Here is a 21,011-nt window from a genome sequence, read left to right as displayed (position 1 = left end):
CCCGCCTCGTACACCACCGTGAAGAACGACCTGCTCACCACGGCCGCCTTCAACTCCATGTGCATGAAGGGCCGCAAGCTCCGCGAGGACGCAGGACAGCTCACCGGCGACGCCAGCGGAGACATGACCGCGGCCGCCGAAGCCGCAGGGGTCACCATCGCCCCCGTGCTGTCCGACTGCCTCACCGTCATGCGGCACAGCCCCAAGATGCACACGGCCGACCTGCTCGTCCGCCTCGAGAACATGGACGAGGACTACGGCGACTGGGATGCCGAACGCCTCGCCAAGGAGCTCGAGGACGCGGGGGTGAAGCGCACCACCAAGCAGGTCAACATCGGCGGCAAGAACCTCGCCGGATACCGCCGCGAAGACCTCGAGAACGCCGTGCCGGCCGAGCTCCTCGACGCCCGGTAGAGGGGGAGGGCACTACAACCCCCACTACGACGCCCCCCTCTGGAACCCCGCTACCCGGCGAGTGGATCTAGAGGGGGGCCTCTACCGTCGTAGACCCCCCTGTAGTGGCCCGTGACCTGCCAAGTAGTGGGGCTAGAGGGGGTGATGGCCGACCCCCGCGAAGCCTGTGAGCGGCCCCATCGAGGCGGGCGCCCATACGTCACACTGGGCGCATGGAGCCCCTGTACGCCCCGCCCGGCTACCTCACCGCCCACCAGGTCGCCAGACTGCTCGGCATCGCCCTCGGAGGCGTCCGGCAGCTCGTCCACCGCGGCCAGCTCACCCGCGCCGGCGGCAGCCCACGACAGCCCCTGTTCGCCGTCCACGACGTCACCGCCCTTGACACCAAGCGCCGCATGCGGGCTGCCGCTTGACGCGCAGGTCAGCGGGGTGTAACGATCTCGGTGTACAGCTGTGCCCAAAACCCAGCTGACCACCAGCTCATGAAGGCCCCGACCAGACGGGCGGTCGGGGTCTTCGCCGTTCCCCTGCCCCGATCACCCGACGTGCCCGATGATGTCCCCCTCATCCGCACGTCCTTGGGGGAAGCCATGCCCAGCAGCTACAGCGACATTCAGCGGGCCGTGAGCCGAGAGAAGTTCGGGATCTGGTTCGCCTGGCTGTGCGGCTGGATCATCATGCTGTTGATCGAAAACGCGACCAAGGACGTCCACATCGTCAGCGTCATCACGCAGACCCTGCTCGTCGTCCTCGGCGCCCTCTCCACGATCGCCGCAGTGACCATGACTATCCGGCTCAACCGCAAGGCTGCCGCTGCCCGCAAGGACGTCCTCGACGACCTGTAGACGGAGGTGGGCGCCCGTGGCAGGCAACCCGCGCAACGGGCGCCCCTACCGCCGACTCTGCGCCGCCGTGAAGGCCCTCGGAATGCCGTGCGCCCGCTGCGGCCACAACATCGACCCCAACCTTGACCCGCGGCACCCGATGTCGTTCACCCTCGACCACATCGTCCCGCTGTCCAAGGGCGGCAGCCTGCTCGACCCCGCCAATGCCCGCGGCATGCACCGACGCTGCAACAGCGCCAAGGGCAACCGCACAGGCCCGCAGCCGCTGCCGACGTCGCGGAGGTGGTGACCCGGTGCTGTACGTCATCAGCGGTCCGCCCGGCGCCGGCAAGTCCAGCTGGATCCGGGCCCACGCCAAGCCCACCGACATCGTCGTCGACTTCGACCTGCTCGCCCTCGCCCTCGCCGGCCCCGGCGCAGCCAACCGGAACTACAGCCGCACCCTGGAGAAGGTGGTGCACAAGGCCCGGTGGGCCGTCATCCGGGAAGCGGAGCAGCACCTCGACAAGGTCGACGTCTACCTGATCAACACCAGCCCCAGCCCCCGTGACCGCGCCAACTACCAGCGGCTCGGGGCCAAGCTCATCACCGTCGACCCCGGCCGCGACATCGTGATGCAGCGCATCAAGGACATGCGCCGGCCTGGCATGGAAGCGGTAGCCGAGCGCTGGTACAAGCGGCACAAGCGCCGGTCACCTTCAGCGATGCCTCAGGCATCACGGACATGGTGACCCACTGCATGAGGCTGTCGACGGCGGCATGTCACGCAGAGCTATCAACGTCTCGTGGGTGATCGAGAGGCGCATCCGTGCCCTCGATCATGATCGACCGACTGAGCCCGGCCATTCTTTGGTCAGGAGCACGGGCGACCCAAAAGCCCTTGTCGCTCCCGTTTTTTTGCGCGGCCGATTTGAAGATCGTTTACACCGATTCCATGATCCACTGTCGAACCGGGACGTAACGCACTGTAACCAGTCAGACCTGACGCCAAGTCACATTGCGGGACGCGACGGGCGGAGAGGTGATCATGTCAATCGCCGACGAGATCCGCGACGAGATTGATCAACTCGGTGCGGCGGAGTCCACCCCCGGCCTGGCCGCCGTCGCGATCCGGCTCGCCCAAGCGCTCGATGCCATCCCCGTGGACGAAGCCCCCACCTCTCAGGCCGTCGTGGCCGACAAGCTCACGGCCGCGATGACCAAGCTCCGCGCCTTGGCGCCGGTGAAGGAGGAGGGGGACGCGGTCCATGACATCGCTCGTCAGCGAGAGAAGCGCCGGGAAGCTGCCGCCCGAGCCGTCGGCCGGTCCGTCTGACGGTCCGCTCTACGGCGCCCAGCGCCCGCGGATCCTCGTCGCCCCGGCCACCCAGCTCTCCAGCGCCGGGCAGGAAGCGGTCGACCTGGCTGCCCGCGCCGGGCTGAAGCTGGATCCGTGGCAGCAGTTCGTCCTCGACCTGGCCATGGCGGAGAACGCCGAGGGTAAGTGGGCGGCCGAAGAGGTCGCGATCAACCTTCCGCGCCAGAACGGCAAGGGCGCGGTCATCGAAGCGCGCGTCCTGTGGGGCCTGTTCATCGGCGGCGAGAAGCAGATCCTGCTGAGCGCGCACGAGTTCAAGACGGCCATGAGCGCGATGAAGCGAATCGAGCGTCTGATCCGTGGGTGCTCTGACCTGCATAAACGCGTGAAGCACTACCACAGGACGGTCGGCCGTGAGGGTATCGAGCTGCACGACGGGCGCGAGCTGCGGTACATCGCCCGCTCCAGCGGCTCCGGTCGTGGCTTCACCGCCGACTGCGTGATCATGGATGAGTGCATGGTGCTCGGTGACGACGCCATGGCGGCGCTCGCCCCGACGTCGGACGCCGTCGACAACAGCCAGCTCTGGTACCTGGGCAGCGCCGGCATCGGTCACCCCTCGGTGCAGCTGGGCAGGCTGAGGCAGCGGGCGCTGTCCGCGCTGGAGACTGGCGTGCCGGATCCGTCGCTGGCGTACATGGAGTGGTCGATCGACCCGCACGTGGACGAGTGCCAGCCCGGGTGCACGGAGCATGACGATGTCGACTCGGTCGCCTCGCTGCTGAAGTCGAACCCCGCGGTTGGCTACCGGCTGCAGGTCGAGAAGTCACTGAACCGGCGTCTGACGCTGGGCAATGCCCTGTACTCCCGTGAGCGGCTCGGTGTCGGCACCTATCCGGCGGATGCGGCCGAGACGTGGCAGGTCATCGGCGAGGACGCGTGGCGGGCGCTGGCCGACGCCAAGTCCTGCCCGGAGGGTGCGGTCGCGTTCGCGATCGACATGACGCCTGAGCGGTCGCATGCGGCGATCGCGGTGGCGGGGGCGTGGCGGGGCGGTACGCATGTCGAGGTGGTTGACCACCGGCCCGGTACGGGCTGGCTGATCGAGCGGGCGAAGGATCTGCACGCGAAGCACAAGCCGCGCGTGTGGGTCGTGGATGCGGGCGGCCCGGCCGGCTCGCTGATCGTGGACCTGGCCGAGGCGCTGGGTGTGGAGATCGTCAGCCCGAAGACGCGCGAAGTCGCGCAGGCCACTGGCCAGTTCTACGACGCGGTCATCGAGCAGTCGCTGTCGCACATCGACCAGGCGCCCCTGGCTACGGCCCTGGCGGGCGCACAGAAGCGTTCCCTGGGCGAGGCGTGGGCGTGGGCACGCCGGAGCGCGGGCGTGGACATCAGCCCGCTGGTGGCCGCGACGCTCGCCAAATGGGGGCTGGGCGCCGAGGTCGAGGACGCGGTCGACCCGATGGACAACATCTATTGAGAGGGGCCCGCATGGACAGGGCAAAGCTGGTGGGCGCCCTCGCCGCGGCGGCCGGCTGGGTGGTCGCGAAGACGCCGGGTGTTGCTGGCGCTGTGCTGATCTCGGCAGCGGGCTGGCTGGTGTACGAGCCGGCGGGGCTGGCCCTGGCCGGGGCGTTCTGCCTGGCGGCCGACTGGAGGAACCGATGAGCCTGTTCTTCCCCGGCCGTGAGAAGCGGGCGCCGTTCGCCGAGCCGGAGATCCCGCGCAACTCTGCGACCGGTTCCACGTTCGCCAGCATCAACCTGTCCCGCAGTGAGGCGAGCCTGCAGAAGGTCGCTGTATGGGCCGCCACGGACCTGGTGTCCAGCCTGGTGTCCACGCTGCCGATCGACGTCTACGAGGGCGAGGGCAAGGCCAGGAAGCCGGTGCCCAAGCCTGCTGTGCTGACCGACCCGGCGGGCGACGGCTACGGCATCGGCGACTGGCTGTACCAGTACAAGATGTCGCTGCTGCTGCGCGGCAACGCCTACGGCCGCACCGCCGAACGCGACCGGCTCGGGAACCCGACACAGATCGTGCTCTACCACCCCGACGAAGTGCAGGGCTGGCGCGATGAGAAGGACGGCCTGCCCCGCTGGCGCGTCTGCGGCAAGGACGTGCCCGCGGATGAGATGTGGCACCAGCGCGCGTACTCGGTCGCCGGGCGGCTGCTCGGCCTGTCGCCGGTGCAGCATCACGCCATGACGATCGGGCAGGGCCTGGCTGCTGCCCGCTTCGGCATGCAGTGGTTCGAGGACGGGGCGCACCCCTCGGGGATGCTCACCAACGATTCGGCCCTGGACCCGAAGCAGGCCCGTACCGCGAAGGACCGGTTCATGTCCTCGATGCGCGGGACGCGTGAGCCGGTCGTCCTCGGCCAGGGCTGGAAGTACCAGGCGATCCAGGTAGCGGCGAACGAGTCGCAGTTCCTCGAGACGCAGAAGTACACGTCCGCGGAGTGCGCCCGCATCTACGGGCCGGGCATGCCGGAGATCCTCGGCTACGAGACCGGCGGGTCGATGACCTATGCCAACGTCGAGCAGCGGTCACTGGACCTGCTGACCTACTCGCTCGACCGGTGGCTGGTGCGCGGCGAGCGGATGTTCACGGGCTTGCTGCCCGAGGGGCAGTACGTGAAGTTCAACCGGTCGGCCCTGGCCCGCACGGACTTGCTGACCCGCTACCGGGCGCACGCGATCGCGCTCCGCAACAGGTTCAAGGTCGTCAACGAGGTGCGTGACGACGAGGACATGCAGCCCGTCGACTGGGGCGATGAGCCCAACGAGCTCGGCCCGCCGGGGCCGGAAGAGGCCATCAAGTGAAGGGGGCGCGATGAGCGTCAAGAGCGACCGGGCCAAGACGTCCGGGATCGTGCGGCGCGCGTTCCCGGTCCAGCTCGAGGTCCGCGCCAAGCAGGGCAAGTCGGGGGTCTCAACCGTCGAGGGCTACGCCTCGGTGACCGAGGCCCCGTTCGAGATGTGGGACTGGCTCGGCCCGTACTCCGAGGTGGTCCGCACGGGCGCGTTCGCCAAGACCCTGTCCGAGACGCCGCAGGTGCAGCTGCTGCTGAACCATGGCGGCCTCGCGATGGCGTACACGCAGGCCGGCTCTCTGCGCCTGTCGGAGGACACCACGGGCCTGCACATGGAGGCCGACGTCAACACCAAGCGGTCCGACGTCAACGACATGCTGCTCGCCCTCGAGGAGGGCAGCGTGGACGAGATGTCGTTCGCGTTCCGGGTGACCCGGCAGCAGTGGTCCCCGGACTACGACCAGCGCGACATCCTCGAAGTCGACTTGCACCGCGGTGACGTGAGCGTCGTGAACTTCGGTGCCAACCCCGCCACGACCGTGGCGCCCGCGATGCGGAGCGCCGACTTCGACCGCCTCGACGAGGCGGACGCACGGGCGCTGTATGAGCGTCTGCAGCGGCGACTGCAGCCCGCCCCCCAGGCGGACCGGCACCCGCTGTCCCTGTACCAGGCACAGGCCGAGGCACTCGCCCTGTAGCCGTTTCCGCCTGCATCACCTGACGCGCCGGAGTCCACGCCGGAGCGCTGCTCACGCATGCCGTGACGGCGCCACCACCTGGACCACCACCCGAACGGATCCGCAGGCGCGACCCATCACCACCCCAACCATGAAGGGAGCGAGCCATGCTCGCCTACCTGCGTAAGCAGATGACGGCCGCGCTCGAAGCCCGGGCCGCGCTGAAGACCGAGATGGACTCCGTCCTCACCGCGCCCACGGCTGAGAACCGCAGCCTCAACGACGACGAGGTCGCCAAGTTCAACGAGAAGCGCGACGGGCTCAAGGCGAAGGACATCGAGATCGAGGAGTACCGCACGAAGATTGCGGACCTCGAAGGAGACGAGCAGCGGGAGCAGCGCGCCGCGCAGGTGCTCGCCGAGCACCAGCAGGCGGGCGAGCGCCGCGAGCGGGTGCAGGTCATCTCTGAGCCGGAGACGTACCGCAAGGGCGGACAGACCTCGTACTTCCGCGACCTGTTCCGCGCCCAGGTCAAGGGCAACCGGGAGTCGATCGAGCGACTGGCCCGCAACGACCGCGAGGTCCAGGAGCAGCGGGCACTCACCACGACCGACGGCGCCGGCGGCGAGTTCGTCCCGCCGCTGTGGATGGTCCAGGACTATGTCGCCCTGGCCCGCGCCGGCCGGGTTGCCGCGGACCGTGTCCGGCCGCAGCCGCTGCCGCCCGGCACCGACACGATCAGCCTGCCGAAGGTCGCGACCGGCACGTCCACCGCGGAGCAGGCGACGCAGAACACCGCCGTGTCCGACACGGACGCGACCACGTCCAGCGTCTCGGCCGCCGTGACCACGATCGCCGGTAAGCAGGTCGTCGCGCAGCAGCTGCTCGACCAGTCGCCCATCAACATGGACGCCATCCTGCTGGCGGACCTGGCCGCGGACTACGCCGTCAGGCTCGACACGTTCGTCCTCACGAACAACGCGGCGAACAAGCGCGGTCTGCTCAGCGTGACCGGCCTGAACGCCATCACGTACACCGACGCCACCCCGACCGTGGGCGAGCTGTACCCGAAGGTCGCGGACGGCATCCAGCAGATCCACACCGGCCGGTTCATGCCGGCCGACACGATCCTGATGCACCCGCGCCGGTGGGCCTGGTTCACCGCGCAGGTCGACACCGCTGGCCGCCCGCTGGTCGTGCCGGTGGCGAACATGCCGCAGAACGTCCTGGCCGCCATGGGAGACGTGATCTCCGAAGGGTTCGTCGGAACGCTGCAGGGCCTGCCCGTCTACGTCGACCCGAACATCCCGGTGAACCTGGGCGCGGGCACGAACGAGGACCGCATCATCATCCTGCGCTCGGACGACGTGATCCTCTTCGAGGGCACTCCGCGGTCCGAGGCGTTCCGGGAGACGAAGGCCGACCAGCTGTCCGTGCTGCTGCGGTTCTTCAACTACGCGGCGCTGCACTCGGAGCGGTACCCGAAGTCCATCTCGGTCATCGCCGGTACCGGCCTGATCACCCCGACGTTCTGACCCGCCCCGGATGACGGGCAGCTGCGCGCTGCCCGTCATCCGCAGGAAGGAGGCACATCGTGTCCGCACGGCAGACAGCAGCGAAGAAGGCTGCGGCCGCACCCACCAAGCCCGAAGAGCAGGAGCCCGCGCAGGAGCCTGCCGCACCCGAGCCCGAGGCGCCCGCGCCGGACCAGGCCTACGTGGACGCGCTGCAGCGCGAGCGCGAGGGCTACGTCCGCTACGACCGCACCGACCGGCTCAAGGACGTGGACGCGGAACTGAACAGGCTGGGCGCCCCGCTGGAGCGCGCGGTCACCCGGCCGCCCGAGACCGCCTGACCGAGGGGGCATCGTGGCACTGCTCACCCTGGCCGAGGCCAAGGCCCAGCTCGACATCGACACGACCACGTCCGACACCGAGCTGCAGGCGTACATCGACGCGCTGACCCCGGTCATTGAGCGGTTCACGGGCCCGGTGGAGAACCGGTCGGTGACCGAGACGGTGAGCGGCCGCGGCACCATGCTGGCCCTGGCTCAGGTGCCGGCCGTGTCCCTCGCCTCGGTCACGCCGGTCCTGAACGGCGGGCTGGCCATCGACGTGGGGGACCTGGTGCTGGACGGCGACGCGGGCATCGTCCGCCGTCTGGACGGCGGCACGTTCTACGGCGGGCCGTGGATCTTCGTCTACACAGCCGGACGGGGCAGCGTCTCGCCCACCATCAACCTCGCCGCGCGGATCCTGCTGCAGCACCTGTGGAGCACGCAGTACGGGGCAGCCCGCGGCAACGTCGGCGGGGCCAGCGACTACAGCGTCTCGGAGCCCGTGGCGGGCTGGGGCTACGCGGTGCCCAACCGGGTGCTGCAGCTGCTCGAGCCGTTCAAGGTTCCGCCGGGGGTGGCGTAGATGGCGACCACCTCGCGCGTGCCTGCTGCGGTCGATGCGCTGCTCGCGATCCTGCGGGCCGTCCCGGCGCTCGAGGCCGTGCACATCGTGGACGGGCCGCCGTCCGTGAACCTCACCGAGCGGCAGCGGATCTATGTCGGGTGGCAGCCGTCGGGTGAGGCCTCGGTCGCGCTGACACAGGACTTCGCCGCGGCGGGCGCCCGGACTCGGGACGAAGCTTTCGAGATCTTCTGCTACGCCGAAAGCCGCGGCGGCGACAAGGACATGGCGCTGCAGCGCACGCGCGTCTTCGAGCTGGTCGCCGCGGTCGAGACGGCACTCCGTGCGACGGACCTGGCGCCCGAGGCTCCGACCCTGAACGGAACGGTCCTGTGGTCGCACATCACCGCAGGCAACCTCACGCAGCAGCAGGACCAGGGCGCCCTCACCGGGCTGGACTTCACCATCACCTGCCGCGCCCGCATCTGACGAACACCCCACCCCAGTCAAGGAGTAGCCATGGCGCGCGTGCGCTTCATCGGCCCGGAGCCGGTCACCGTGCCGGAGCTCGGGTCACGAGAGGTCCAGCCGGACGAGGTCGTACAGGTCCCGGACGAGCGGTTCGAGGGCTACGTCTGCCAGGTGCAGACGTGGGAGTCGGTAGAGGAGCCGGGCGGCAGCGCCACGGCGAAGAAGACCGCGGCCAAGAGCGCGTCGCAGAAGGAGGGCTGACCCATGGCTATCGGATCCGGTCTCGGCGCACAGCTCGGCATTGCGGCCGAGTCGACGTATGGCACCTACGTGGCGCCGACGAAGTTCCCCGAGTTCTCGAAGGAAAGCCTCGTCTTGAAGAAGACGACGGCGCAGTCCGCGGGAATCGCTGCCGGGCGGCTGATGCCGCTCTCGACGCGCCGCGTGCTGACGCAGAAGGAGGTGGCCGGCGGGATCGACCTCGAGGTGCCCAACAAGTCCTTCGGGCTGATCCTGCAGGCCCTCATGGGTACGACGGTCACGCCGGTGCAGCAGGCGGCGACCGCGGCCTACCTGCAGACGCACACCCTCGCCGACAACTTCGGCAAAAGCCTCACGATCCAGAAGGGTGTGCCGCTGACCAGCGGCACGGTGACCCGCAAGAACTTCCTGGGCTGCAAGGTCATCTCAGCTGAGTTCAGCTGCGAGGTCGGCGGGATGCTGACCTGCTCGCTGGAGATCGACGGCAAGGACTGTGAGGAAACCTCGGTCCTGGCTGCCGCCAGCTACCCGACCATGAGCCCGTTCCACTTCGGGCAGATGGCGCTCAAGACCGGGACGTTCGGCGCGGAGACGGCGCTGGACGGTGTGCGCAAGGTCAGCGTGAAGATCGAGCGCCCGGCGGCCGTCGACCGGTTCTACGCGAACCAGAGCGCCCTGAAGAAGGAGCCCATCCTCAACGACTTGACCAAGATCACCGGTTCGCTGGAGATGGACTACGTCGCCACCACGGTCGACGACCTGCACACCACCGACGGGGCGACGAGTCTCGTGTGGGAGTTCGTCGGCCCGAACATCGCCAGCACGTACTTCGAGACGTTCCGCATCAAGCTCCCCGCCATCAAGATCGACGACGCTCCGCCGACCGTCGAAGGCTTCGACGTCGTGCGCCCCAAGTTCTCCTTCACCGCCCTGTACGACGGGACCAACCTGACCGCCATCGAGTACATGGCCACCGACGTAACGCTCTGACGGAGGTGGCGCCGTGACGCGGTCCGTACAGATCATCGGCACCGGGCAGTTGCTGGAGCTGAGCAGGCGCCTCAAGGCGGCGGGCGGGCCGCGGCTCAAGGCGAACTTCGCCCGGAGGATCCGGCACGCTGCCGAGCCGCTGGCGACGGGCATGCAGCAGACCATCCGCAGCCTGCCCATCAAGGCCGACCCCCGTAAGGCCGGCAAGCGCGGCGGCCCGTCCCCGACGACGCGGCCGCTGCGGGCGACGGTCGCCGGCGCTGTCCGCACCAGCATCCGCACCTCGGGCAATCCCGGCGCCCGCGTATGGATCGACCGGGCCTCGCTGCCGCTCGACCTGCGGGACATGCCCTCGACCATGAACAGCGCCAACGGCCGGATCCGGCATCAGGTGTTCGGCAACAGGAAGCGCTGGCACAACAACTGGACGACACCGCTGTGGTGGGAGAAGACCGTCCGCGCGCACCAGCCGCGCATGGAACGCGAAGTCGCCCGCGTCGTCGACGACGTCAAGAACGACCTCAGCTAGGAGAACCCCTTGTACATCGTCTACACGCCTGCGGGCGGTGAGCCCGAGCAGTACAACGCCCGGACGCTGCTGGTGTCCGAGGCGTCGATCGTGGAGCGGACCATCGACCGGAAGTGGCCCGCCATCAAGGAGGGCCTGGCCGAGGACGATCTCGACGCGATGCGCGGGGTGGCGTGGGTCCTCAAGAAGCGGAGCAATCCCACCCTCAGGTTCGGGGAGTTCGACCCCGGCATCGAGGAGCTGGCCACTCGTCTCGACAAGGACGAGATCGAGAACTACGTGGCCGAGGCTGTCGCCATCGCCAGGATGAACCCGGACGTGACCGGCGAGGCCATCGCCGGCGCGCTGCAGCACCTGCCCGGCGTGTCCATGGACCCGGCGCACGCCGAAGCCGTCATCAAGGAAATGACGGAGGACCCAAAAGGCGAGGCCGCCCCCGAGGCGACGGAGCCGGCCGACGCGGCGACCAGCCCGAGCACGGCATTGCAGAGCGGCGACACCACTACCTCGGACTCTTCGGGCACCTCCAGCACCTCGGACCCCGAGATGTCGACGCCCTGACCGTCGCCGACTTCGACGTACTCATCGCCTGGATGGATGCCCACCTGGCCCAGCAGTCCGGAGGTGAGCAGTCATGAGCTCGACGACGATGAACTTCATCCTCGAGGGCAGGGACCGGCTGTCGGATGTCCTGAACCGCGCGGGCGACTCGGCGATCGTGCTGCACAGTCGGCTCAAGGACACCGAGGACCACGGCGCCAAGGCCATCGAAGGCCTGAAGAAGACAGCGCTGTCGCTGGCCCCGGCCATCATCCCGGCCGCTGCGGCCATGGCTCCGCTGGTCGCGTCGACTGCGGCCGCGGGTGTGGCTGTGGCCGCCTACGGTGCGGCACTGGGCCCGCAGATCGCCGCCATGGCCGATGCGTCGCAGGCGGAGAAGAAGTACACCGACGCGGTCGAGAAGTCGGGAGCAGGTTCCAAGGAAGCGGTCGCCGCCCACGAGGCGTACCGGCAGACAATGGCGAAACTGCCGCCGGCCACGCGTACCGCGGCCGCCGCCCTGTCGGTCCTGAAAGACCAGTACAAGAGCTGGAGTGACGGCCTCGCCAAAGACACCATGGGCCCGGTCACCAAGGGCATGGCCATCTTCGGCGCGCTGCTGCCGAAGCTGACGCCACTGGTGAAGGGCACGTCGGCAGAGCTCGACCGGATGATGACGCTCGTCGGCGGAGGGATGGCCTCGCCCGGAGTGGACCGGCTCATCAAGCAGTTCACCGGGTTCTCGACGGGTGTCCTGCAGAGCGCGAACAACGGCCTGGTCCACTTCATGCGGACGCTCGACACGGGCAAGGTCGGCGGCGGCCTCAGCCAGTTCATGGACTACGCCCGCGCACAGGGTCCTCTGGTCGGCAACACCCTGAAGAACATCGGCCAAGCGCTGATGAACCTCATGAAAGCCGGATCCGACGTGGGCGTCGGGATGCTGCAAGCCGTGAACGTCCTGGCCAAGCTGGTGGCCGCGGTACCGCCCGGTGTCATCACCGTGCTGCTGCAGCTGTCGGTAGCGATGCGCGTCGCGAAGCTGGCAGCGATCGGACTGGGCGCAAGCCGTGCCGCGATCGCGGCATTCGGCGGACAGTTGGTCGTCATGCGCACCGCAGCCGGCGGTGCGTCGGGCGGACTGGCCTCCTTCACCGCGGCGATCGGCGCCATGTCGCGTGGGGCGAAGGTCGCGCTGGCGGGCACGGCTATCGGCCTGCTCGTCATCGCCATCTCCGAGCTGGCGAACATCGGCAAGCGCGCACCAACGGACCTGGACCGGATGACCACTTCGCTCGGCCAGTTCGGCCAGTCGGGCAAGCTGTCCGGCGAGGCGGCGAAGGTTCTCGGCTCGGACTTCAAGGAGTTCGACGAGGCATTGAGAGGGATGGCCCGCCCGGACGAGCTGGCTCAGATCCAGCAGGGCATCACCCACTTCTTCGGCATGGACAGCACGCCTGTCAAAGAGTGGAAGGGCGTCCTCGACGACGTCGACAAGTCCCTTGCGAACATGGTCAAGTCCGGCAACACCGAGCTCGCTGCCGCAGCCTTCGATCAACTCGCGGCGCGTGCGAAGAGCCAGGGCATGACCACTGCCGAGCTGAACAAGGAGCTCGGCGACTACCGCAGCGCGCTGGCCGATCAAGCGTTCGCGCAGCAGCTCGCCGCCCAGTCGATGGGTCTGTTCGGCACGCAGGCCGTTGGGGTGCAGAAGAAGCTGGACGCGCAGAAGCAGAGCGCGGACGGGCTCGCCCAGTCCATCAATGCCCTGACTGCTGCGACGCTCGCGGCTCGCGGCGACATGCGCAGCCTTGAGGAATCCATTGATGCCGCTGACGCGGCGGCGAAGAAGAACGGCAAGACGCTCGACATCAACACGGAGAAGGGACGCGCCAACTCCGCCGCCCTCGATGCGATCGCCGGATCGACGATCAAGGGGGCCGTGTCCGCCAGGGCGAACGGTGCTGCCTGGTCGACCGTCAACGGCATCTACGACCGCGGCTACAACGCGATGGTCAAGGCCGCGATGGCCATGGGCCTGGACGAGACCGCGGCCCGGAAGCTCGCCTCGCAGATCCTGAAGACGCCGGACAAGACGGCTCGCCTCAAGGGCAACATGGAGGACCTGCAGGCCAAGCTGAACAACGCCAAGGCGCAGCTGAAGAGGGTTCCGGACTCGCGCAAGGCGGCGATCCGGGGCGAGATCTCCGACCTTCAGTTCAAGATCGCGCAGGCGAAGTACGCCCTCAGCAATCTCGACAAGGACTACACGATCACCCTGCACTACCGGACGACCGGCTCTCCCTACCGGCCTTCGGGTGGGCGGGAGATGGCGACGGGCGGCCTGGTCGGATTCCCCAGCGGCGGCCCCGTCCGCGGCCCGGGAACCGGCACGTCGGACAGCATCCTGACCCGGCTGTCCAACGGCGAGTACGTCATCCCGGCCGAGCGTGTCGATCAGTACGGCCTCGGCCTGTTCGACGCGATCCGGTCCGGTCGGCTCGGCATGTCCAAGCCCGCACCCCGGCCGATGGCTGCGACCCTCCCGGCTGCTCCTGGCCGGGCTGCAGGCAGGGGTGGGACCACCACAGTGATCCATAACGAGATCCACATCCACGACGCCATCGACACCACGGCGGTCGGCCAGAAGCTCGAGACGATTTTCGCGAAGTACCAGCGCGATCGGGGCGGGGCTCCCCTCAACTTCAAGACCAAGGGGTGACGGGATGACGCGGCTGGTGGTGGAAGTGGGGTTCGGGTCGACGCTGTCCACCCCGGCCGCGTCGATCACGTGGACGGACATTACGCAGTACGTCGACATCAACAGCGCCGCGGTCACCATCAGCCGGGGCGCGCAGGACGAGCAGTCCGAAACTCAGATGGGCAGCGCGTCGCTGACCTTGGACAACAGCACCGGGCGGTTCACCGCCGGCCTCGCGTCGGGGGCGTACTACCCGAACGTCAAGAAGAACGTGCCGTGCCGGATCAGGGTCATCAGCACCGCGAAGAACCTGCTGCCCAACCCCTCGTTCGAGAGCGGCGTCACGGCGTGGATCAGCTCGGACACCCCGACCCGCGCCACCTCGACGACGCACGTGCAGCACGGCACGCAGGCGATGCTCATCACCTGGGGCGCCGTCGCATCCCAGACGATGACGTCGCCGCTGATCCAGGGCCTGAACATCGGCAGCCGCTACACGTTCTCCGCCTACGTGTGGGTCCCGACGGGCGATGCTCCGGTGCGGCTGACCGTGGCGGACGTGACGACCGGTTCACAGAACACCGTCTTCGACGCCTTCCAGCGGCTGACCGTTTCGTGGACGGCGACGTCGACGACGCATCAGGTGCGGGTCGGGGCGATCGGCACACCGGTCGCCGGGGACGTGGTGTGGGTCGACGCGGGTCAGATCGAAGAGGCCAGCTCGGCGACCACGTTCGACTCGGACGGCCCGCAGGATCACGAGCGGATCTATGGCGGGGTGAACGCGTGGCCGACGACGTGGAAAGGCCTGTACTCCACCGCGGCCATCACGATCTCGGACGTGTTCAAGCCGCTGGCGAAGCCGAGCCTGCAGACGATGCTCACCGAGGAAGTGCTGCTCGATGACCCGCTGGGCTACTACCCGCTCACCGAGCCCTCGGACTCGACCAGCGCCGGTGACCTGTCCGGCACGACGGCCGGCCCGCTGAGCACTGTGGCGATCGGCTCGGGCGGGGAGCTGGCGTTCGCCGCCAGTGATGCGGGACCGGACGGACAGGGTGCGCTCACCCTCACCCCGGCCACGATCAGCAACGGCAAGTTCCTGACCGGCGACCTGGGCGGCGACTTCGAGAGCTCGTCTTCGGCGGCGTTCGTCTTTGCCGAATGCTGGTTCTCCACCACCACCGTCAGCCGCGTCATCTTCGGCCTGACCTCCACCGACAACCGCTATCAGCTCGTGTTCAGCCTTAGCGTCGGCGGGCTGCTCACGATCGAGTCGACCAACACCGGCGCGGCCCTGACCTCCTCATCGCCCGCCACGGGCAACCTCGCGAACGGTACCCAGCACCACTTCGTGTACGACGAAGAGGCACAGCTCGTGTGGGTTGACGGCGTCTCCTACACGGTCGGCGTGGACATCGTGTCCCGGCTGCGGCTCCTGACGGTCGGCGCGTTCACGAACTCCCGCCTGTGGTCCGGCAGCATCTCCCACCTCGCCCTGTACGCGCCTGGCCCGAGCGGCGACATCACCCAGTACACCGGCCACTACACGACCGGCACCACCGGGCACGTGGGCGAGACCGCCGCCACGCGTGCATCCCGTATCGCCTCCTATGTGGGCGCCACCGTCACCGCGGTGGGGTCGGCGTTCTCGGGCATCGCCTCGCAGGCCGCGCTCGGATCCTCGCCGCTGCAGCACCTGCAGGAAGTGGCGCAGACCGAGGGCGGCGTACTCCTCGCGGCACGGGACAGCGCCGGCCTGATCCTGCAGAGCCGCGACCTCCGGTACAACCCGACCGCCGCTATCTCGCTCGCCCACCCGGACACCGACACCGACAGCGTCGCGTTCGACGACGACGACCAGAAGCTGTGCAACATCGTCATCGGCAGCCGGCCGGGCGGCGCCACGCAGCGGGTCATCAATCAGGCCAGCCGCGACACCTACGGTCCCTACGAGAAACAGCTGACGCTCCTCAAGACGACGGACGCCGAGCTGGTCGACGCGGCGCAGTGGACGGTGAACAGGTTCGCGGACCCGCCGCCTGAGATGAGGCAGCTGCCGCTCGAGGCGTACACCCTGCCGCTCGCCACGTACCGGGCACTCCTGGACGCGGACGTGTCCACCGTCTTCGGCGTGACCGGCCTGCCGGCCCAAGCCCCGGCATCGGCCACGACGGTGACCGTTGAGGGCTACAGCGAGACGATCAAGAACAGGCAGCACCTCATCAACTTCCGCGTCTCCCGTACCGACACGGCCACGGTGTGGGTCCTCAACGACAGCACGTACTCGGTGCTCGGCACCTCGTCGCGCCTGGCCTATTGAGAGGGGGGACGATGGCCCGTCTTGAACAGCGGCCGCGCCGCACGGTGCGCCGGGCGGAAGACTTCTACTCGCCACCGCCGCAGGAGCCCGCGAACGCGTGGGACCTCCTGCAACCAGCGGAGCGCGTGATCGCCTACATGGAGCGGGTGCAGCAGCGGCGCCTGCCTCGCCCCCAAGGCGTGCTGCCGGGCGAGGTACTCATCGCCCGCATCGACGCCGGGCGTTGGGTGGCGCAGTGCCCGCACTGCTCGTCCGCACAGGTCGTGACGCCCGACGATCCGCGCATGTGGTGCGTCGAGTGCCTGCCCGACGGCTGGTCCAGGGTGAGGTTCCCCGCCGACCCGGCCGCCACCGAGGCGACTGTCGAGGGCCAGCCCACACGAGAGCGGTTCTGGTGGGCGGACGACGACACGGCCTGGAACCGGCGCCGCCCACGACAGCCGCTGACGCGGAAGCAGCAGCGGGCCGCAGCAGCCCGGGACGTGGACAACCCGCCCGCACCTGCCGAGGAACCCCCACCCGTCGAACCGGAGGTGTGACCGATGCCCCTGGCAACGCCCCGCACATGGGTCGTCGGTGAGGTTGTCACCGCGGCCGAACTCAACGCCGAGATCCGCGACCAGATGAACGCGCTGATCGCGGACAATGCCAGCGTCCACAAGACCGCCGACGAATCCGTGACCAGCTCGGCGACCCTGCAGAACGACAACCATCTGTTGGTCAGCGTCCTGGCGAACGCCGAATACGAGATCGTCCTGAGGATGTGCGCCAACGGCTCCGCCTCGGGCGACATCAAACTGGCGTGGACCGTCCCCGCCGGATCGACGTCACAGCGGTTCTGTCGCGGGCCCGACACGTCGTCCGCCGGTAGCAGCGCGGCCACGACGGTGCGGTCGAACGGCCTGACCGACGGGCACGCAACGGCAATCAACTACGGGGTGTTCTCGACCTCGCAGCAGTCCTTCATCGAGGAGATTCTCTACATCTCCACCGGTGGGACGGCTGGCACGGTTCAGCTCCAGTGGGCGCAGAACGTCATCGACGCGACGGCCACCACGGTCGAGGCGGGGTCGTACATGACGGTGATCCGCAAGGCCTGACCTGACCTGCCCCAACACTCGCCCCGCCAGCTGGTCGGGGCTTCTCTCATGTCCGGAGACTTCATGAACCAGGCTGGCTACCAGCTCTCCCCCGACCTGCCCGAGGAGATGCGGCCTTGGCGTGACCGGCCCGTCGCGTGGGAGAACGCCTCTCCCAGCAGCGGCGCGTACCGGCTCAACGCGGATGGCGTATACCTGTACTACCCGGGCGGCGGGAGTACCGGCTACGACCACCCTGTCGGCCAGTGCCAGTTCGGGCTGGGCTGCATTGCCAGCTACCGCACCGAGACCGACCCCGCACGCAAGGCTCTGTTCCTGACCCGGGCGAAGGCGCAGGCCGACCGGCTCATAGCCCGCCGTTTCGAGGATCGCAGCGCCTGGTGGTTCCCCTACGGCTTCGACTTCACCCACACCGTGCACTCCGGCGTCTCCTACAAGGCGCCCTGGTACTCGGGCATGGCGCAGGGCGAGGCCATCAGCCTGTTTGTGCAGCTCGCCGAACTCGACGCGCTCACCGACGACGAGCGGGCCGCGTACCTAGCGGCGGCCGATGCGGCGTTCGCATCGCTGCAGGTCGTCGACGACGGCTACCCGTGGGCCACCAACGTGGACAGCGCCGGATATCTGTGGATCCAGGAGTACCCGGGCGCGGAGCCGGGCGCCGGGGACTACACGTACAACGGGATGATCTACGCGATGTTCGGCGTCTGGGACTACTACCAGGCGACCAGCAGCCCAGAGGCCGCAGCCCTGTACGACGCGTGCGCAACCACCATCGCCCGCTATTGGCCGCTGTTGCGGAACGCGAAGTGGTGCAGCTTCTACTGCCAGACGCACCGCATCCCGGCGTACACCTATCACCAGCACCACATCGAGCTGTTCGGCCAGTTGAACTGGCAGACCTCGAGCCCGGACTTCGCCGACCATGTGGACCGGCTCGTCGACGACTACCCGGCGCCCGGAGTCGCGGGCACGGTGGCGTTCGAGGCTGGCTCGCACGTGCTGTACCAGTTCGACACCGCGGCCAGCGGTGGTTGGGTATCAGGCAAGGGTGACGCACTGCTCGAGTCGAAGGGCGTCACGTTCGCCCAGGACACGCAGGCGCCCGCGTCGATGCGGCGCCGGATCCAGGGCCGCGGCATCTACTACCTGATCAGCGCGGGCGCGTATGCGGGCTGGTGGGTCGGGGAGTCCTGGTCCAAGGCGTACCTCCTTGGCGAGCATCTGACGACCGTCTACCGGCCGACGCGCACGGTCACGTTCCCCGGCGGCAGCGTGCCGGTCGACACGTACCGCGTCGCGGCCGACGGCACCGTACTGAGCGTCAAGACCGTCGCCTTCGCCAACCCGTCGAACGCACCGACCGACAGGCGGGCGATCGTCAACGGCCGGCCCATGTTCCAGATCACCGCGGGCGGACTCACCGGCTACTGGGTCCCGGCTGGCTCCGTCACCATCGACGCCGAGCCCGCCGTGGGGTGAGCCGCCCACCCAGCCGCAACACCGCAGCCCCGCCCGTTGGCCGGGGCCTTTTCTATGCCCGGACTTGGAGGGCTCATGGCCGAACCGATGACCGCTGACCGACTGATAAAGGCACTACGCGACGAGGGCCTGCGGGTGCAGGAGCACGCCGGCTGGCGCACCCACAACCGCAACCACAAGGGCCCGTTCGGTCCGATGCACGGCGTGATGATCCACCACACCGTGACCTCGGGCACCACGAGCTCGGTGGAGCTCTGCTACAACGGCCACTCCGAGCTGCCCGGCCCGCTCTGCCATGGCGTCATCGACAAGGAAGGCGTCGTCCACCTCGTCGGCAACGGCCGCACGAATCATGCGGGTCTCGGCGACGACGACGTGCTGCGCGCCGTCATCGACGAGCAGCCGCTGCCGCCGGACAACGAAGCGAACACCGACGGCAACCGCCACTTCTACGGCTTCGAGTGCATCAACCTCGGCAACGGCGCCGACCCGTGGCCAGCCGTCCAGCTCGAGGCGATCGAGCGGGCGGCGGCCGCGATCTGCCGGGCGCACGGCTGGACGTACCGCTCGGTCGTCGGCCACCTCGAGTGGCAGCCCGGCAAGGTCGACCCCCGCGGGTTCGGCATGGACTGGCTGCGTGGCCAGATCGCCGACCGGCTGAAGGCGACCATGCCCAAGCCGCCCGCCAAGCCGCCGACCCCGAAGCCGGCCGTGAAGTACGAGCCGTTCCCCGGGGCGGCGTTCTTCCACTCCGGACGTCGCAGCCCGGTCATTGCCGCGATGCACAAGCGGCTCGTCGCCGAAGGCTGCGGGCGTTACAAGTCCTCGGCCAACAGCGACGTGTGGGGCAGTGGCGACGAACTGTCCTACGCCGCCTGGCAGCGCAAGCTCGGATACACGGGCGGCGCCGCAGACGGAACCCCCGGCAAGACCTCCTGGGACAAGCTCCACGTCCCCAACGTCTGACCCCTCCTGAAGAAACGGATCACTGTCATGGCTGCACCTGTTGAGAAGAAGGTCACCGCGGGGACCGTGGCGACGTACCTCGCGTCGACCGGTCTCCTCGCGATCCTCGCCGCGGCGAAGGACAACGCCGAGCTCGTCGGCTTCCTGCCCGACGCCCTGGCCCCGTTCATCCTCGCGATCGTGCCCACGGCGATCGCGTTCGTCTCGGGCTGGGCGGCGAAGCACAGCCCGCGCATCCACGCCTGATCTGATCGGAGCAAGCCGTGGCCGATGAGCCGTCGATGTCGAACGGGGAGCTCGGGCGGCTCATCCAATCCCTGCGCGAGGACATGCGCGAGGACATGGGGCAGCTCAACGCCCGCCTCGACAAGGTCGTCCCGGTGGACGTCTACACCATCGAGAAGACCACGATCACCGAGCGTGTCACGGCGTTGGAGACGCATCGGGAGAAGGATGCCGAGCGCCTGGTGGCGACCCGCCGATGGATGCTCGGAGTCGTCATCACCGTGGTCGTGGCCGTGCTGCCGTACCTGGCAACGATCGTGAGGGGGGCGGCGGCTTGAAGCGGCGAACCAATGAACCGAGGCGGTCCTGGCCGGGCAACATCGTCGCAGTGCTGGGCGCCCTGCTGGCCGGGGCTGCACTGCTGACGGTGCAGAACCTGGCCAGTGACCTGCGCGAGGCGAACGCCGCCCGCGACGCGCTCGCAGCCCAGGTGCAGCAGCTGGGCGGCACGCCCGTCGCCGGAGAGCCGGGCAGCCGCGGCGAGCCCGGTCTCGCCGGACAGCGCGGCGAGAAGGGCGACCAGGGCGAGCCCGGTCCGATCGGTCCGACCGGGCCCATTGGTCCGTCCGGCCAGCCGGGCGATGACGGCGCGAACGGGGTCGGCCAGACCGGAGCCGCTGGCAGCCCTGGCGCGGACGGGCAGAGCGTCGTCGGTCCGCAGGGTCCGGCCGGCGACACCGGTCCGGCTGGTCCGCAGGGCGAGCAGGGGGCGCCTGGCGCCGACGGTAAGGATGGCCACGACGGGCAGGCCTGCCCGACCGGCTACAGCTGGCAGACGCCGAAGGACGACCCCGACGCCCTCGTGTGCCGCAAGGACGGGGCACCCCCGCCCAGCGACAAGCCGGGCCTGCTGTCCTCCGGTGCGCTCGACCCGACCCGCCGTCAGTACCCGTAACGCAATGCGCCCCCTCTCACC

At 68.9% G+C, this 21,011-nt stretch carries 26 protein-coding genes and 1 pseudogene; all 27 read left to right on the top strand.

Annotated features, from left to right (window positions below):
• Positions 1–414 (top strand): annotated as a pseudogene (locus tag ACFWDI_RS36545) (cell division protein FtsK); the annotation flags it as partial.
• Between the two features lie 212 nt (positions 415–626).
• Complete coding sequence (locus ACFWDI_RS36540; protein WP_385310866.1) at positions 627–827, top strand: hypothetical protein; 201 nt, start codon at positions 627–629, stop codon at positions 825–827.
• A gap of 177 nt (positions 828–1,004) precedes the next feature.
• Positions 1,005–1,259, top strand: coding sequence for a hypothetical protein (locus ACFWDI_RS36535; RefSeq protein WP_385310864.1), 255 nt, complete (start codon positions 1,005–1,007; stop codon positions 1,257–1,259).
• Between the two features lie 16 nt (positions 1,260–1,275).
• Entirely contained in the window at positions 1,276–1,548 is a 273-nt protein-coding gene (locus ACFWDI_RS36530) for an HNH endonuclease (protein ID WP_385310862.1), read from the top strand.
• Positions 1,549–1,552: 4 nt separating this feature from the next.
• The gene (locus ACFWDI_RS36525) at positions 1,553–1,990 is read left to right on the top strand and encodes a hypothetical protein (RefSeq protein WP_385310860.1); all 438 of its coding nucleotides are present in this window, start codon (positions 1,553–1,555) and stop codon (positions 1,988–1,990) included.
• 296 nt (positions 1,991–2,286) lie between these two features.
• Complete coding sequence (locus ACFWDI_RS36520; RefSeq protein WP_385310859.1) at positions 2,287–2,574, top strand: hypothetical protein; 288 nt, start codon at positions 2,287–2,289, stop codon at positions 2,572–2,574.
• A complete protein-coding gene (locus ACFWDI_RS36515; RefSeq protein WP_385310857.1) occupies positions 2,507–4,039 on the top strand; it encodes a terminase in 1,533 nt (510 codons plus the stop codon). The genes ACFWDI_RS36520 and ACFWDI_RS36515 overlap by 68 nt, the downstream gene beginning before the upstream one ends.
• Before the next feature lie 11 nt (positions 4,040–4,050).
• Positions 4,051–4,227 carry a hypothetical protein gene (locus ACFWDI_RS36510; RefSeq protein ID WP_385310855.1) on the top strand — a complete coding sequence of 59 codons (177 nt, stop codon included), beginning with the start codon at positions 4,051–4,053 and terminating at the stop codon, positions 4,225–4,227.
• Positions 4,224–5,381 carry a phage portal protein gene (locus ACFWDI_RS36505; RefSeq protein ID WP_385310853.1) on the top strand — a complete coding sequence of 386 codons (1,158 nt, stop codon included), beginning with the start codon at positions 4,224–4,226 and terminating at the stop codon, positions 5,379–5,381. The genes ACFWDI_RS36510 and ACFWDI_RS36505 overlap by 4 nt, the downstream gene beginning before the upstream one ends.
• Before the next feature lie 10 nt (positions 5,382–5,391).
• Positions 5,392–6,069, top strand: coding sequence for an HK97 family phage prohead protease (locus ACFWDI_RS36500; RefSeq protein WP_385310851.1), 678 nt, complete (start codon positions 5,392–5,394; stop codon positions 6,067–6,069).
• 146 nt (positions 6,070–6,215) lie between these two features.
• Positions 6,216–7,583, top strand: coding sequence for a phage major capsid protein (locus tag ACFWDI_RS36495; RefSeq protein WP_385310849.1), 1,368 nt, complete (start codon positions 6,216–6,218; stop codon positions 7,581–7,583).
• Between the two features lie 59 nt (positions 7,584–7,642).
• Complete coding sequence (locus ACFWDI_RS36490) at positions 7,643–7,903, top strand: hypothetical protein (RefSeq protein ID WP_385310847.1); 261 nt, start codon at positions 7,643–7,645, stop codon at positions 7,901–7,903.
• Positions 7,904–7,916: 13 nt separating this feature from the next.
• Complete coding sequence (locus ACFWDI_RS36485) at positions 7,917–8,468, top strand: head-tail connector protein (protein ID WP_385310845.1); 552 nt, start codon at positions 7,917–7,919, stop codon at positions 8,466–8,468.
• A complete protein-coding gene (locus tag ACFWDI_RS36480) occupies positions 8,469–8,936 on the top strand; it encodes a hypothetical protein (protein ID WP_385310843.1) in 468 nt (155 codons plus the stop codon). It begins immediately after the preceding gene.
• A 30-nt stretch (positions 8,937–8,966) separates the two neighbouring features.
• Positions 8,967–9,179 (top strand): hypothetical protein, encoded by a 213-nt coding sequence (locus ACFWDI_RS36475; protein WP_385310841.1) that lies wholly within the window; start codon positions 8,967–8,969, stop codon positions 9,177–9,179.
• A gap of 3 nt (positions 9,180–9,182) precedes the next feature.
• Positions 9,183–10,169, top strand: coding sequence for a phage tail tube protein (locus tag ACFWDI_RS36470; RefSeq protein ID WP_385310839.1), 987 nt, complete (start codon positions 9,183–9,185; stop codon positions 10,167–10,169).
• A gap of 13 nt (positions 10,170–10,182) precedes the next feature.
• Entirely contained in the window at positions 10,183–10,698 is a 516-nt protein-coding gene (locus ACFWDI_RS36465) for a hypothetical protein (RefSeq protein WP_385310837.1), read from the top strand.
• Positions 10,699–10,707: 9 nt separating this feature from the next.
• A complete protein-coding gene (locus ACFWDI_RS36460; protein WP_385310835.1) occupies positions 10,708–11,259 on the top strand; it encodes a hypothetical protein in 552 nt (183 codons plus the stop codon).
• A 73-nt stretch (positions 11,260–11,332) separates the two neighbouring features.
• Entirely contained in the window at positions 11,333–13,960 is a 2,628-nt protein-coding gene (locus ACFWDI_RS36455) for a hypothetical protein (protein ID WP_385310833.1), read from the top strand.
• A gap of 4 nt (positions 13,961–13,964) precedes the next feature.
• Positions 13,965–16,262: a carbohydrate binding domain-containing protein gene (locus ACFWDI_RS36450; RefSeq protein WP_385310832.1), complete on the top strand. Its 2,298-nt coding sequence runs from the start codon at positions 13,965–13,967 to the stop codon at positions 16,260–16,262.
• 11 nt (positions 16,263–16,273) lie between these two features.
• Positions 16,274–16,801 carry a hypothetical protein gene (locus tag ACFWDI_RS36445; protein WP_385310830.1) on the top strand — a complete coding sequence of 176 codons (528 nt, stop codon included), beginning with the start codon at positions 16,274–16,276 and terminating at the stop codon, positions 16,799–16,801.
• A gap of 3 nt (positions 16,802–16,804) precedes the next feature.
• Positions 16,805–17,362 (top strand): hypothetical protein, encoded by a 558-nt coding sequence (locus ACFWDI_RS36440; RefSeq protein WP_385310828.1) that lies wholly within the window; start codon positions 16,805–16,807, stop codon positions 17,360–17,362.
• Between the two features lie 63 nt (positions 17,363–17,425).
• Complete coding sequence (locus tag ACFWDI_RS36435; protein ID WP_385310826.1) at positions 17,426–18,844, top strand: D-glucuronyl C5-epimerase family protein; 1,419 nt, start codon at positions 17,426–17,428, stop codon at positions 18,842–18,844.
• A gap of 75 nt (positions 18,845–18,919) precedes the next feature.
• Positions 18,920–19,810 carry a peptidoglycan-binding protein gene (locus tag ACFWDI_RS36430; RefSeq protein ID WP_385310824.1) on the top strand — a complete coding sequence of 297 codons (891 nt, stop codon included), beginning with the start codon at positions 18,920–18,922 and terminating at the stop codon, positions 19,808–19,810.
• 27 nt (positions 19,811–19,837) lie between these two features.
• Positions 19,838–20,056, top strand: a complete 219-nt coding sequence (locus ACFWDI_RS36425) for a holin (protein WP_385310822.1) — start codon at positions 19,838–19,840, stop codon at positions 20,054–20,056.
• Between the two features lie 35 nt (positions 20,057–20,091).
• Entirely contained in the window at positions 20,092–20,373 is a 282-nt protein-coding gene (locus ACFWDI_RS36420) for a hypothetical protein (RefSeq protein WP_385310821.1), read from the top strand.
• A complete protein-coding gene (locus tag ACFWDI_RS36415; RefSeq protein WP_385310819.1) occupies positions 20,370–20,990 on the top strand; it encodes a collagen-like protein in 621 nt (206 codons plus the stop codon). The genes ACFWDI_RS36420 and ACFWDI_RS36415 overlap by 4 nt, the downstream gene beginning before the upstream one ends.
• Positions 20,991–21,011: the final 21 nt, after the last annotated feature.

It is taken from the genome of Streptomyces sp. NPDC060064 (assembly GCF_042736455.1).
GTDB lineage: Bacteria > Actinomycetota > Actinomycetes > Streptomycetales > Streptomycetaceae > Streptomyces.
This window is presented reverse-complemented; position numbering and strand designations above follow the sequence as displayed.